Origin of the sequence: Fluviirhizobium alvei (genome assembly GCF_030551875.1) — a bacterium.
GTDB lineage: Bacteria > Pseudomonadota > Alphaproteobacteria > Rhizobiales > Rhizobiaceae > Rhizobium_E > Rhizobium_E alvei.
This window is the reverse complement of sequence record NZ_JAUOZU010000025.1, coordinates 23,801-37,390: the sequence shown is the minus strand read 5'-3', so window position 1 is coordinate 37,390 and position 13,590 is coordinate 23,801. Positions and strand designations below refer to the sequence as shown.

Genomic DNA, 13,590 nt, shown 5'->3' with positions numbered 1-13,590 from the left:
CGTCCTCGCAAACGCGTTGCTCCGGAAAAATCAAAAATGGGAGCCAAGACACCCTTGATCAAAACGGATACTCTAGCTGATCACCAAGAATATCCTCCTCATCCTTGATCAATTGAACCACACATGCATTTTTAATTTCTGCTCCCGCTTTGGGCGGCCAGGCATCAAATTTCAAACAATGCATATGAACGGTCGAAGCTAACCGACCATGCTGTTCGGCAACGAGGTCTTTCTGCTCTCGGTCAATGCAGCTTGTGAAACCGCGATGAAGCGCATCAAAAGCGCCCTCCATTTCATCTCTCGCCGCGAGACTCTTTGACATGTGAATCCAAGGATAGGCCCGTGTCGCAAACTTCTCCGCAGCCATTTCCAGGAAAAGTCGCTGTTTTTCGAATTCGCAAGCCTCCCCCAGCAAATCAGCAAGCGTTCCAAGAAGTTGAGGGGAAACCCCGGGATACTTCAGTGCATCCTCAGCAACGGTGGTCGCTTCACCGACGCTGCCCTCGAACCGAAGCTCCTGGACGAGCTCATAGCGAGCCCATGTGTGACCGGGAAACTGAGCAACAACACCGGCGAAAATGTCTTTGGCCAGCGCCCGATCCCCGGATCTTCTTGCCTGCAAGCCTCGTTGAAGTTCCTGATCTGGATCCAATTTAAATTCCTGACGGTTCTGAAGAGACTGAACTGCAACTGTCATAGCACTGGATTTCAACTCTTCAACAACCAGAATGGCTTCGAATATGCGAGTTCACAGTTCTCGCCGGGGCAGCTACAGGCGACTTCCGCTCCCTCCCCGCCCCCCATTCGGGTCCTTTAGAAAAACATGACGAAGCGTCGAAAATAATATTGTATTACTTTTTAACCTGTGATTAGGTTGCGACGACTGCGGGAGGCGGTCACTATGCGCAACCAGGGTGGAAAGCAGATTGTTGCGAACAGAACGGCGCTCGGCGGCCGCGCGAATGCGCATGGCCTTCGGCACCAGGTGTTGCGCCAGATCGGCATCGGCATCGTGTCCGGTCGCTATCCTGTTGGCATGATCCTGCCTCTCGAACCGGAACTTCTGGCCGAATTCGGCGTGTCGCGAACCGTGATGCGGGAAGCCACCAATGCGCTGGCCGCCAAGGGGCTGATCGAGCCCCGGGCGCGCGTCGGCACCCGGGTTCTGCCGCGCCAGCGCTGGAACCTGTTCGATGCCGATGTTCTCGCCTGGCATTTCGAAGCCGGCCCCGACATCGAGTTCATTCGGAGCCTCGCGGAAATCCGCTACGGCATCGAACTCGAAGCGGCAGCCCTTGCGGCCGACCGCCGCTCCGACCGCCAGGTGACAGGCCTGATGGATTGCGTGGATCGCATGCAGATGGCTGAGAGCCGCGATGTGTTTGCGGAAGCCGATCTGCAGTTCCACCAGATCGTCGCCGAAGCGTCGGGCAACTGCTTCATGCAATCCATCAGCTCGCTGGTGGAAGTGGCATTGGCCTCGACCTTCAACATGACCTCGCCGGTGGAGGATGCCGTGGCGCATTCCCGCACCGTGGAGGCCCATCGAAAGATCGCGGCTGCCGTCCGAGACGGCTCCGGAGAAGATGCGCGCATTGCGATGCGCAGCGTCATCGAAGACGGTTACCTGCGCGCCGCCGGCCGCATGCAATCCAAGGAATATCTGGTTCAGGCATAGGAGAAAAATTTCGCCCGCAAATAACTGTAATCACTAACGGGCACGTACCTCAGAAATGGATTTAAGGCCAATGGGAGGAGATATTGGCACTTTTGGAACTCGACAAAGTCACGAAGGACTTCGGCGCCATTCGCGCGCTTGATGAAGTCAGCTTCAGGATCGAACCGGGACAGGTGGTGGGATTGATGGGCGACAACGGCGCCGGCAAATCCACCCTCGTCAAGATCATGTCCGGCATCTATCAGCCGACAGCGGGCGAATTGCGCTTCGGAGGGGAGCGCGCCCATATTCACTCACCGGGTGAGGCGCGCCGGCTGGGCATCGAGACGGTCTATCAGGATCTCGCGCTTGCCGACAACTTGACCGCCGCCGGCAATATCTTCCTCGGCCGTGAACTGAAAAAGAACTTCGGCCCCTTACGCATTCTCGATCACAAGGCCATGAATGCGCGGGCTGTGGAACTGTTCGCCGAACTGAAATCCGAGACCCGCGCCGGCGATTTCGTGCGCCAGATGTCCGGCGGCCAGCGCCAGGCAGTCGCCATTGCGCGCACCCGTCTTTCCGATGCCAAGATGATCCTGATGGACGAGCCGACAGCCGCCATTTCGGTCCGCCAGGTGGCCGAGGTGCTCAACCTCATCCGCCGGCTCAAGGATGCGGGCATTGCCGTCATTCTCATTTCGCACCGCATGCCCGATGTCTTCTCGGTCTGCGAACGGGTCATCGTCATGCGGCGCGGCAGCAAGGTTGCCGACAAGGCCATCGCCTCCTCCTCGCCGGAGGAAGTGACCGCTCTCATCACCGGCGCGCTGGAGGCAGCATAATGAGCAGCAACACAACCACCCAAGGCTTTTCCAACGTCCGCCAGACGCGGTTCTGGCAGAAGGGCTTTCTCGCCAGCCAGTCCGCCTATGTTCTGGTGGCGCTTCTGGTGCTCATCGTCATCATGAGCTTCGCCTCGGCGAACTTCCTCACGCCTGGCAATATCGGCAATATCGCGCGCAATTTCTCGTTCATCGCCATTGCCACGCTCGGCATCACGCTCGTCATCATCACCGGTGGCATCGATCTGTCGGTCGGCTCGACCATCGCCTTTACGGCCACCATCACCTCGCTGATCATGGTGGGTCTGAACAAGATCGGTTTTGCCCCCTTCCCCGGCGCAGCCATGATCGTTTCCGTGCTCGGCGGCCTGGGCGCCGCCGCTGTGATCGGTTTCGGCAACGGTTTTGCCGTCGCCAAACTCAAACTCTCGCCCTTCGTGACCACGCTCGGCACGCTCTCGATCATCCGCGGGCTCACCTACGTCTTCACCTATGGCCGCGGCACCGGCCCGACCGGTCCTGACAAGGAACTGTTCCTGGCGCTGACATCCGGCCAGCTCGGCGGCGTGCCGGTGGGCTTCATCTATCTCATCATCCTTGCCGTCATCATGTGGGTGGTGCTCAACCACACCGCCTGGGGCCGGCATGTCTATGCCATCGGCGGCAATGAATCCGCCGGCCGTCTCACCGGCGTGCCGGTCGACCGGGTCAAGATCCAGGTCTACATGCTCTGCGCCATGGCCGCCGGCTTCAACGGCATCATCATCTCGGGCTGGCTCGGCTCGGCTCCGGCCAACCTCGCCACCGGCTATGAGCTCAACATCATCGCCGCAGCTGTCATCGGCGGTGCCAATCTCGCCGGCGGTGTCGGCGGTGCGGCGGGCGCCATCATCGGCTGCATTCTCATCGAAGTCATCCGCAACGGGCTCGTCCTGGCCCGGGTGGACCCGTACTGGCAGCAGACTCTGGTCGGCTGCATCATCGTTGCAGCGGTTCTCGTCGACCGCTTCCGGTCTCTGCGCAATGGCTGAAGCCAGCGCAGGCGAATAGGCGGTTTGCCGCCTGAATGAGGGGGCCTGGCTCTATTCCAGGCAATTGTGGAGGAGAAGACTATGAAATCATTGAAGCTGTTTGCCCTTGCCGCGCTTGCATCCGTTGCCATCAGCGGTTCTGCCATGGCAGAGAACTACAAGTTCGCCGTTGTGCCGAAGGCGATGAACAACCCGTTCTTCGACCTGACCCGTGACGGTTGCCTGGCAGAAGCTGCAAAGCTCGGCAATGTCGAATGCATCTATCAGGGCCCGGTCGAGCATGAGCCGGCAACCCAGGCACAGATCATCGAAGACCTGATCACCCAGGGCGTCGACGGCCTGGCGATCTCGGTGTCCGACGCGGCAGCCGCAACCACGGTCATCAACAAGGCTGTCGAAGCCGGTATCGTCGTCATCACCTTCGATTCGGATGCGCCCGAATCCAAGCGCTCGGCCTATGTCGGCACCAACAACAAGGAATTCGGCAAGGCACTCGGGGAGGAGTTGCTGAAGCTGAAGCCGGAAGGTGGTACCTACGGCATGATCTCGGGCGGCGCGGCAGCACCGAACCTTGCTGAACGCGTCGATGGCGTTCGTGAGGCGCTTGCCGGCTCGAAGTGGACGGAAGTTGCCGGTTCGCCGACCTTCTCGAACGACGACATCGCGCTCGCCGTACAGCAGGCCTCCGACCTGCGCACTGCCAACCCGGATATCGGCGCCATCGTTCCGATCGGCGGCTGGCCGCTGTTTGCTCCGGACGGCTGGAAAAACTTCGTTGACCCGATCAAGGGCGACGTCGAATCCAAGAAGCTCGCGCTGGTGGTTGCCGATACGCTGCCGGTCGAACTGCAGCTCCTGAAGGATGGCTATGCACATGTGCTCGTTGGCCAGCGCCCCTATGAAATGGGCGAAGTCTCCATGCGCACGCTGCTGGCCCTCAAGAAGGGTGAGAAGGTCGACCAGATCATCTATACCGGCCTCGACCGCGTCACTGCCGCCAATGTCGGTGACTTCCTGAAGTAAGCTCCCGTGCCGCCGGCCCGAAAGAGGCCGGCGTTTCTCCCAAGCCCAGCACCTTGTCGGTCTGCGACAGGCCCGGACGATCCGTCCGGGCCATTTTCGTGGCACCGCCTGCGATCCGTCGCGGTACTTGCTATTTCGGACGGATTTTGCGACCACCTTCGGCACCAAAGGTTTCGAAGGGGCAGACGATGAAGGGCATTATCCTCTCTGGCGGCAGCGGCACGCGCCTGCATCCGATGACGCTGGCCATGAGCAAACAGTTGCTGCCGGTCTATGACAAGCCGATGATCTACTACCCGCTGACGACGCTGATGCTCGCCGGCATCCGGGAGATCCTCATCATCTCGACCCCACATGACCTGCCGCATTTCAAGCGTCTCCTGGGCGATGGTTCCCAATGGGGGCTGGACCTCTCCTATGCCGAACAGCCGAGCCCCGATGGACTGGCACAGGCCTATATCATCGGCGCCGATTTCGTCGGCGATTCCCCATCCTGCCTCATCCTCGGGGACAATATCTTCTTCGGTCACGGCCTGCCGCAGGCCATGCAGGCCGCCAAGGCCACCAGCGCCGGCGGCACCGTCTTTGCCTATCATGTCGTGGATCCCGAACGCTATGGCGTGGTGGAGTTCGACAAGGAGATGAAGGCGCTGTCGATCGAGGAGAAGCCGCAGAAGCCGCGCTCGAACTGGGCCGTCACCGGCCTCTATTTCTACGACAGTTCGGTGGTGGAGATTGCCGCCAATCTCAAGCCTTCGGCGCGCGGTGAACTTGAGATCACGGATGTGAACCGCATCTATCTCGAACGCGGCAAACTGACCGTTTCGATTCTCGGTCGCGGCTATGCCTGGCTCGATACGGGAACGCCGGACAGTCTGATCGAGGCCGGCGAATTCGTCCGCACGCTCGAAAAGCGCCAGGGCTTCAAGATCGCCTGCCCCGAGGAAATCGCGCTTTCGATGGGCTTCATCTCCGTCGATGAATTCGAACGCCAGGCTGCGCGCTATGGCAAGAGCGATTATGGCCGTTATCTGCAGGGTTTGCTGCAGAACCAACGGGGGCGGTGAGAAATGTGTGGTGGGCCCGGAGGGAGGGCAACCTACATAAAATTATCTAATAAAAACAATGATCAAAAAGCAAATGTTGGAACCAATGTTGGAACCGATGGATGATGTAGCGGATTTGAACCCGGTTGCAAGTTAAATTTGGCAACGGAGACACGGAGAGAAGCGTGCTTCAGCGTCGTGAGGAGCGTAAGTAGATTCTTGGCACGCCGTCCGCTTCGCGCCTACACGGGGCCATTCACCCCGGCCTCCCCCGAATACCGAAATCAGACCTCTTATTGGGTGACATTATTCAACAGTTGCGCCCGAGAGGCTGATTATTTTTGGTATTAAAGGGCAACGGTTTGGACGGTATGCCAGCTAGGGTAATTTGAACGGACCTAGGTCAGAATAGTGACGGTGATTGCTATGAGGGTCCTTATGTTCGACTCCGAAGAACATGCGTTTGCTTGGCTCCCCGTTGTAGGCGAAGTGGCAATAAATGTGGGGCTTGTTGTAGAAGTCGTCGCCCTCAAAATTCACATCCTCGATTTGCTCATATGGTATCACGCCGATCAGCATCACCTTGACCCTGTCAAGGTCTTCGCTGTGATCCTCATACCATTCACCGTTGACCTGCGTGGCGTATGTCCAGTGGTAGCCTATCAGAACACCTTCATCCGTGGCCCCCATTAAGCCCACACGGAACCAAGGCGAAACGCCACCGTCTCTCTCGTCGATATTAGGATACTGATCGAGACGTTCGATATCGTGGACGATACAATCCTCGCGAAGGTCGTGAGCAGCAGCCGTGTTGATGTATTCCGAGAACTGTTTGCGAAGGCCCTGCCGGTATCTGTGTAAGTCGGCGTTGGACGCGTGACGTGGCGGCTTTCCAAAAGACATCATAAGTCTCAGGTTAGCTGCGACACCAATCAGACCCGGGATAAAGACGCTCGCAGTCTCAAGGCTTGGGGCGCTGATGAACCAAAGGCCACCCACCATGAGGGCTATGATTGAGAGGACAAGCACGAGACGATTTTGAATGACTTCCATATAGCACTCGTCAGACGAAGATTTCTACCTAGTGTTCGCCATATTCACGAGCAGACGCAAGAGTGGTGGAGACGATTTTGGTTTACCGGATATTAATGGAACGGGAATGTCTTTGTGGTGTCGGGTGGGCGTGACGCCTAATGCCAAGAAGGACACTGTGAGCTGCAAATATCTCTCTGGCTTGGTGTTCGTAAGGAAAAGACCATTTTGCACCGGGTTGCAAATTCGAGTGGTAGCCGGAAGCCAAACAAATCTGAAATGATTTGCGTGCCGAGCCGGCTTCCCCAGCTATGCTCATTCGATAACATTCAGCTCGTCTCTTCGCTTGGCTCCTCCGGATACTGAAAGTTATTCCTCGCCGAAAAAATCCTCGTCCAGCCGCTTGAACTCAACCGTGCGATAGCTGCGCACGCCGACGCCGTGTTCGATCATCAGATCGGCCAGTTCCTGGCCGTCGATGAGGATGACCCGTTGGGACAGATGCTTGACGTAATCGCGTGCCGGCTGGCTGAAAGTGGAGGTGGTGACGAAAACTCCCTTGGTGGCACCGAGGCCGACGAGGCTTCCGACGAAGCCGTTGACATCCGGACGGCCGACGGGGTTGCCCGGTGCGTAGCGTTTCGCCTGGACATAGATGCGGTCGAGGCCGAGGCGATCCTCGTTGACGATTCCGTCAACACCGCCGTCACCGGAGCGGCCGAGCTGTGCTGCTGCATCCTTGTGGCTGCCGCCATAGCCCATGGCAACCAGGAGATCAACGATAAGCTGTTCGAAGAAGGTGGGACTGTTGGAGAGGATGCGCTGGAGCAATTCATCCCGCAGTGCTGCCTGCATGGACGCATAAGCCGCATCGATCTGTTCTTCCGGGGTCGTACGCCCAGAGGCGTCTTGGACGGGTTTGGCAAGAATGCCATTCTCCTCTCCTGCACCTCCTTCGTTTCTGTAGAATTCGCGGAACTCAGGGTCTTGCATCAAAAGAGCCACGTCGATACGGTCTGGGGACGTCGCCAGCAGCGCCTTGCCCTTGTCGGTCGCAAGGAAACGACCGCGTGCGGGCGAGGCGATCAGCCCGGCCTTGGTCATATAGAATTTGGCCCAATGGATGCGATTGTGCAGCAGGCGCTGGCGGCCGCTCGGGAGAAGCTCGTCCCGCTCTGCCTGGGTGAGGCGCAGATCGTCCGCGATGCGTTCTGCCACATCGGCTACGCGGGTCTCGCCTCCGGCGGCGAAGCGCAGGACAGGCAGCATGAGGGTTTGGTAATCAGGTATTGCCACGTGTTTAACCCAAAAGCTTTTCAAGCCAAGGATACCCGTTGTCCCGGCACCTTTTCACGTGGTTATACATTTCGCCACTGAAATCGGAGCCAGGAGTAATCAATCTCTTTATAGGTGCCAGTGCAGAAATGAACTTCTTCTTTCGCTTTGGCGTGCCGTCCATTTCATAATACCGATCTTTAGCATCGGATATTTTCTGATCGAGATTTCGGATCTGCGTGAGGCGTAATTTTTTCAGATCTTCCTGGTGGAGATGATAGAATTTAATTGATATTTCAACCCGCTCCCGTTCATGAACATCGTCAGTCGCAGCAACAGGATGACCAGATTCCAGCGAGCAGCCGAGCAATTTCCAATCCTCAGGATCACAGGGATCAAGAAGCATGGGTTCTTCGTTATCTATGTCATCCGTTTCGGTGTAGGCTCGAGCAGCTTCATCTCGCAAAGGGAAATGATCGGCCTTTCCACCGTCAGTTCCACCAATGATATCAATCCGCCTACTGTTGCAGAATGTGCATATGTACCTAAAATTCTTGTATTCAAAAGCCAGCCATTTGTATCCGGAAGGGCTTTGCAAAGCCTCGGCTACCCGGTTTTTCGGCCGAAAATGATCTACTGCATTATCAGATCGCGTCGCTGGCGCTTCGCAGATCCAACACCTTTTGTTGGTTAACTTTCCTAGGTCTCCTTTGAGAGCTGTCCACACCTGGGACAGATCGTCAGGTTTTAATTTTTCATCCTCCATCTTTTTCTTGGCTGCTGCGGCTTCATTTATCCAGCCCTCAGGAAGCTCAATCTTGTCCTGATCGATCCAGTGCATCAATCATCCTCATCATCAGTTTCGTCGAGCAATTGCGCGACCGCTTCATTCGCGATCCGCTCACGCTCCTCTCGGCTCAGTCTGACAACTCCCTTTAGTATGTCTTCCGTTTCGCGGCTTTCGAAAAGCCGATGAAGCAATTCGCTTCTCAATTTGAGATATCTCTTGTACTCGTCGTCAGGATGGTCGAATCTGAAACCCAGCCCGCCTAACTCACGATTAACTTCGGTCAATTCTTCCGCCTCACCGTCCGTCAGCCTGTCTCGACTGCCAAGCTCACGCTGTTTCTCCAACAGGGCCTGCGTGTCCCGATCCAACGTGGACGCAATACCGAACATGTCGCTCGTGATGATGGACGCATAGCCCATACCTTTTGGGCTCTCTTCGGGAAAAACTGCTTCGATCTGTCGCTGATCTTCGCTTTCCCGCACGACCAGTATCTGGACTTGCTCGCGCTTCAGTTCAGCGATTGCCATGGGATTGTGCGTGGTCAACACCACATGGCTGGTGAACGAATCCGGTTTCCCTTCCGTTTCTGAAATGAAATCCTCGATATATCTGAGATAATCCACGCTCCAACGGGGATTTAGATGTGTGTCGGGCTCGTCCAGGAGGAACAGGCTCTCTTCACCGGCAGTGAAGCGCATCAATCCCAGGACAGTAAGGAGCTGTCGTTCCCCCTCGCTTAACTCTGCAAATGTGATGGGGGCCGCGTTCTTCTTAACCCGCACATTGATACGGATCTCATCTATAAGCTGAGAAACATGGGTGCTCTCAAGATCGCGAAAAAACTCCGCTGGCGTCTGCCCACCGACCAACGTTCGTAGGGCACCCAAGTCTTTGATGAGCAAATACTTGAACTCTAGCGTCTTGCGGTTGTCCCACTGGGAAATGATCTCGCTGCGCTTGATGGTGATCGGACAGAGCGCGATTTTCATCAGTCGATCGAGGAACCCTTGCACAACGCCCTTCGCGTTCCAAAAGCGGCCGTCGCCTTCTCTTGAGTTCCAAGGAGGCTGCCGCAAAACGAACAAAACCGAGTCCAACCCGGTCTCAGGGTCCAGATTCAGCTGTTCCGCCAGGAATTTTCGGACCACAGGGCTTTCGACTATGAGAAAAGCCAGGAGCACGAACTGGCTGTGTTCCGGTAACGCGAAAAACAGGCGCTTGAGGCCAGGATCCTCTCCGGACCTCAACTGCTTGTCGTACCTAGTTAGATAAGGCGCATAGACGTTCTTCAGTCGACTGCTTTCTCCAGAATAGTAGCTGAAGACAAAGCGCGGTAGGTTCTTATCATCCTTCAAAAATTCCGAAACTCGCAGAGGACGTCTGGTAGGCATGTTTTCCATTGCAGACGCAGTTGCCAATTGCTGCACTTCAACCGTCAACGGCTCAGAACGGTCCGGATCATTTTGGAGATAAATCTTGCGAGCATCAGAACCCTTGCCGATCTCGTAGGACAGATCAAAGGCAAAGTCGATCTGAGGGCGTGGCGGAGTTCGAGGGCTGATGAGCTCCCGGAATATAATGGAAAGCGCCTCCAGAACGTTGGATTTTCCGGTGCCGTTCCAGCCGATAACGACTGTCACCCACTGCTTTTCCTCAAAATCGATGCTGACATCTTTGAGGTTTTTATAGGTGTGCGTGGGGCTGTCTTTGGCGCTGCCAATTTTGAACTTATCGAGCCTCATCAAAGTCTACCTTCGCAATCTGACTCTATTACCCTGCTTCGCTCCGGTCAGGGGGTCTGATATCTCTTCTATCTCAACTTTTTCTTGTCGCTCCAGATCCAACAACTGCCTGTAGAGCTTTTCAACATCTTCGGTCGAGGATCCATCTCGTACACCGCAGCGTGCAAAGAGTTCTTGCGCTGCGAGCCAATCTTTCGCTTCCGCTAGGGCTTCGATAATCGTGCGTGCCATATCATGGACCTTTGTCTTCGTTGCGGGTGCCCGCCTCTTCGGTCGGGACAGCTCGCCCTTCCGCGCTTGCCTAATCCTCTCTAGCAGCAAGCCAGCGGGTTCATCATTTTCGTCTTGGGGAACCAGTTCGCCGCGGAAGGCTTTGGCCAGGATCGCCTCGTCCAGCCGGCCCACCAGCTCCAGGGCGCGCTTTGCTTTTTTCGCCAGCCGGTCGACCTTGGCGAAGGCGGATTCGATTCGGCGGACGATTTCGTGTTGTTCTTCGAGTTGAGGAGCCGCGAACGCGAACTCCTTCAGCTTCGACGCACTGATGTTTGATTGACTTACGCCATCCGTTTTGGCGTTCCACGAAAATTCACGGCCGGACGGACTGTTTAGAGCGTAAGTGAGGTAGCGAGCGTCCAGATCAGGTCCAGCGACGATCCTTATAAGATATCCCGCAAAGATAGCGTCGCGCTCGCCGTTATACATAGCCGTTTTGCCGACCAAGGCTGGACTATTGGTTCTGTTAAAAAGGACGTCGCCTGGGAAAAGTCGATACTTTTCAATCTCATCCTTGTCGTCCGTGTATACCAGATCCGCCCAATCGAGCTGACCGTTTTGAATATTGCCCATCCTAAGTACGGGAATAGATCCTGACTTCTGCGATTTCGCCGCGGATCCGTATGCGAAAGAACTTGCGATATCCCCTAATCGAACGAGTGCCGGCCACTCTCGGTCTTGCCGCCACTCCCGCGTCAACTCCCCGCTGAACGCCTTGCTGAGCACGGCCTGCTTGTAGCGGGAGACGAGGGTTTCGATGCGGGCGAGTTCGGTGCGGGCGCGGGCGGATTTTGCGTTCAGCGCATCCAGCTTGGCCACTATGCGCTTTTGCTCGGCCAGGGGTGGCAAGGGGAATGGCACTTGCTGGAACTTTGAACCGGAGAGCTCAAGGAAGGTTGTTCCACTAGCCAAAGACTCAAGATATGGCTTTGACCATTTCAAGTAATGGCGCGTGAATTCGCCAGAGATATCGCCGAACAGCGTGAGGTTCTTAAAACCTTGGTTTGTAGCAATCGGGTTGGCAGCGATTGCGCAATAGCCAATCGGCGCGCGAGACGTGAAGAGTACTGCACCAGCCGGAAGCAACTTTGCCGAAGAGCTTTTATAGCCCCGATCAGACAGATTCCGTCGACCGCGCGCTATGTAAGTGTCTCCGTAACCCGTGAGATCAGCGGGGGTAACCCAGGGTATACCACCTTCGTCCGAGAAGTTAGAAGGATCATTGGCAGATGGCGTTCCACCTCCGGTGACCTCGGCGATGGTTTCGATAGATGTCCAGTCCCAGCCTCTCGGGACAGACCAGCGGGGCTCCACAGTCATTCCGCCGCCTCCGGCAACTCGTCGCCCAGCTCCGCCATCAGCGCCTCAATCTCCAGCGTCGCAGCCTGCAGGTGGCTGAGGATGGCGGCGGCGATGTCGTCGGGTTCGATGAGGCCTTCTTCCGCCTCTTCCTCCGCCTCGCGCAGCCAGGCGATATCGAGGTTGTCGCTACGGGCGGCGATGGCCTCGCGGCTAAACATGCGCCAGCGGCCGGCCTCGCCTTCATCCGGGCCGCGCTCCTTGCCGTACGGGCTTGTTCCAAAGGCTTTCTCGAAGCCTTCGAAATGGACCTCCGTCAGCGGCGTCGTCTTGCCGAATTTCGGCATCTGGGCGCGCAGGTCATAGATCCAGACGGATTTGGTGTTGGCACTCTCGGTCTTGGCCCGCGTCAGGAAGATGACATTGGTCTTGACCCCTTGCGCGTAGAAGATGCCGGTGGGCAGGCGCAGGATGGTGTGCAACTCGCACCAGTCCATCATCATCCGGCGCAGTTCACGCCCACGCCCGTCTTCGAACAGCACGTTGTCGGGCACGACGATCGCCGCGCGGCCGCCGGGCTGCAGCGCACGGATGCAGTGTTCGACAAAGGGAAGCTGGTAGGAGGAGACCGACGCGGTGACAGAGAGGTCATCGCGGGTCGGCGCGCCGCCTGCCGGGCCGAAGGGCGGGTTGGTGAGGATGAGGTTGGCGCGGCCGAGCCCCTTGCCCTTGTCGGAGAGCGTGTCGCCGAGATCGACATGATCGCCGTCGATATCGTGCAGATAGAGGTTCATCAGTAGCAGGCGCAGCGTGCCCGGCACGTTTTCCATGCCGTGGATGGCGCGGCGCTTCTGGAAGTCCTGTTCCTTCTCGCCGAGATCGAGATAGTCGTCGGTGCGCGCCTTCATGTAGCGATCGGCGGCAATCAGGAAGCCGCCGGTGCCGGCGGCGGGATCCTGGATGACTTCGCCGGGCTGCGGCTGCATGAGGCGGACCAGAAGCTCGATCAGCACGCGCGGGGTGAAATACTGCCCCGCGCCGCGCTTGGTTTCCTCGGCGTTCTTCTGCAGCAGGCCTTCATAGAGATCGCCGAACTGGTCGCGATCTTCGGAGAACCAGTCGAGCTCGTCGATGGCGGTGACCAGCGTGGTCAGGTTCTGCGGCTCGCGCAGGAAGGTGGAGGCGTTGTCGAAGATCTTTTGCACCATTTCCGGCAACGGACGGGCGTCGGCATAACGCCTGCGCTCTTCCGGGCTGCCGGCTTCGCTTGGCGGAAGCACAAGCGCGTCGTCTGCTCCCAGCCTTGTGCTGGCGGCGCCGAGGGTGACGAGAACCTTGCGGTAATGTTCCAGCTTAGCCAGACCATTGGCCGCGACCAGATCCGTCCAGCGCATGCCCTTGGGCAGGCTCCCCGTTTCGCGGTTGCGCTCGGCCATCATCTTCAGGAACAGCAGATAGGTCAGCTCGGTGACATATTGCTGATAGGTGATGCCGTCCTTGCGAAGGACCGTGCAGAGGCGCCAGAGTTTCTGGACGATGGCATTGGCATTCATAGTCTGATTCTCATCTGATCCGGG

Annotated in this window: 12 protein-coding genes; 5 read left to right on the top strand and 7 right to left on the bottom strand. The window is 57.3% G+C overall.

Features of this window, described 5'->3' with window-relative positions:
- Positions 1-58: 58 nt before the first annotated feature.
- A complete protein-coding gene (locus Q4481_RS24085) occupies positions 59-697 on the bottom strand; it encodes a tetratricopeptide repeat protein (protein ID WP_304378976.1) in 639 nt (212 codons plus the stop codon).
- A 204-nt stretch (positions 698-901) separates the two neighbouring features.
- On the opposite strand from Q4481_RS24085, the gene Q4481_RS24080 reads away from it, so the two are divergent.
- The 5 genes from Q4481_RS24080 (at position 902) to rfbA (ending at position 5,623) form a co-directional block, all read left to right on the top strand.
- A complete protein-coding gene (locus Q4481_RS24080) occupies positions 902-1,678 on the top strand; it encodes a FadR/GntR family transcriptional regulator (protein ID WP_304378975.1) in 777 nt (258 codons plus the stop codon).
- 83 nt (positions 1,679-1,761) lie between these two features.
- Complete coding sequence (locus Q4481_RS24075; RefSeq protein WP_304378974.1) at positions 1,762-2,502, top strand: ATP-binding cassette domain-containing protein; 741 nt, start codon at positions 1,762-1,764, stop codon at positions 2,500-2,502.
- Positions 2,502-3,533: an ABC transporter permease gene (locus tag Q4481_RS24070; protein WP_304378973.1), complete on the top strand. Its 1,032-nt coding sequence runs from the start codon at positions 2,502-2,504 to the stop codon at positions 3,531-3,533. Before Q4481_RS24075 ends, Q4481_RS24070 begins: the two co-directional genes overlap by 1 nt.
- A 90-nt stretch (positions 3,534-3,623) precedes the next feature.
- Entirely contained in the window at positions 3,624-4,556 is a 933-nt protein-coding gene (locus Q4481_RS24065) for a sugar-binding protein (protein WP_377353620.1), read from the top strand.
- A 188-nt stretch (positions 4,557-4,744) separates the two neighbouring features.
- Positions 4,745-5,623: a glucose-1-phosphate thymidylyltransferase RfbA gene (gene rfbA, locus Q4481_RS24060; protein ID WP_304378971.1), complete on the top strand. Its 879-nt coding sequence runs from the start codon at positions 4,745-4,747 to the stop codon at positions 5,621-5,623.
- Positions 5,624-5,980: 357 nt separating this feature from the next.
- On the opposite strand, the gene Q4481_RS24055 is transcribed toward rfbA, so the two are convergent.
- The 6 genes from Q4481_RS24055 to Q4481_RS24030 all read right to left on the bottom strand — a co-directional run bounded on the left by Q4481_RS24055 (position 5,981) and on the right by Q4481_RS24030 (position 13,566).
- A complete protein-coding gene (locus Q4481_RS24055; protein ID WP_304378970.1) occupies positions 5,981-6,655 on the bottom strand; it encodes a hypothetical protein in 675 nt (224 codons plus the stop codon).
- A 348-nt stretch (positions 6,656-7,003) separates the two neighbouring features.
- Positions 7,004-7,930, bottom strand: coding sequence for a restriction endonuclease (locus tag Q4481_RS24050; protein WP_304378969.1), 927 nt, complete (start codon positions 7,928-7,930; stop codon positions 7,004-7,006).
- A gap of 4 nt (positions 7,931-7,934) precedes the next feature.
- Entirely contained in the window at positions 7,935-8,750 is an 816-nt protein-coding gene (locus Q4481_RS24045) for an HNH endonuclease family protein (protein WP_304378968.1), read from the bottom strand.
- The gene (locus Q4481_RS24040; RefSeq protein WP_304378967.1) at positions 8,750-10,441 is read right to left on the bottom strand and encodes an AAA family ATPase; all 1,692 of its coding nucleotides are present in this window, start codon (positions 10,439-10,441) and stop codon (positions 8,750-8,752) included. The genes Q4481_RS24045 and Q4481_RS24040 overlap by 1 nt, the downstream gene beginning before the upstream one ends.
- Positions 10,442-10,447: 6 nt before the next feature.
- Positions 10,448-12,034 (bottom strand): restriction endonuclease subunit S, encoded by a 1,587-nt coding sequence (locus tag Q4481_RS24035; protein ID WP_304378966.1) that lies wholly within the window; start codon positions 12,032-12,034, stop codon positions 10,448-10,450.
- Positions 12,031-13,566 carry a class I SAM-dependent DNA methyltransferase gene (locus tag Q4481_RS24030; RefSeq protein ID WP_304378965.1) on the bottom strand — a complete coding sequence of 512 codons (1,536 nt, stop codon included), beginning with the start codon at positions 13,564-13,566 and terminating at the stop codon, positions 12,031-12,033. Before Q4481_RS24030 ends, Q4481_RS24035 begins: the two co-directional genes overlap by 4 nt.
- Positions 13,567-13,590: the final 24 nt, after the last annotated feature.

Coding starts and splice junctions, on each gene's coding strand:
- rfbA (WP_304378971.1), top strand. CDS start 4,745: ATGAAGGGCATTATCCTCTCTGGCGGCAGCGGCACGCGCCTGCATCCG.
- Q4481_RS24045 (WP_304378968.1), bottom strand. CDS start 8,750: ATGCACTGGATCGATCAGGACAAGATTGAGCTTCCTGAGGGCTGGATA.
- Q4481_RS24070 (WP_304378973.1), top strand. CDS start 2,502: ATGAGCAGCAACACAACCACCCAAGGCTTTTCCAACGTCCGCCAGACG.
- Q4481_RS24055 (WP_304378970.1), bottom strand. CDS start 6,655: ATGGAAGTCATTCAAAATCGTCTCGTGCTTGTCCTCTCAATCATAGCC.
- Q4481_RS24085 (WP_304378976.1), bottom strand. CDS start 697: ATGACAGTTGCAGTTCAGTCTCTTCAGAACCGTCAGGAATTTAAATTG.
- Q4481_RS24040 (WP_304378967.1), bottom strand. CDS start 10,441: ATGAGGCTCGATAAGTTCAAAATTGGCAGCGCCAAAGACAGCCCCACG.
- Q4481_RS24035 (WP_304378966.1), bottom strand. CDS start 12,034: ATGACTGTGGAGCCCCGCTGGTCTGTCCCGAGAGGCTGGGACTGGACA.
- Q4481_RS24080 (WP_304378975.1), top strand. CDS start 902: ATGCGCAACCAGGGTGGAAAGCAGATTGTTGCGAACAGAACGGCGCTC.
- Q4481_RS24030 (WP_304378965.1), bottom strand. CDS start 13,566: ATGAATGCCAATGCCATCGTCCAGAAACTCTGGCGCCTCTGCACGGTC.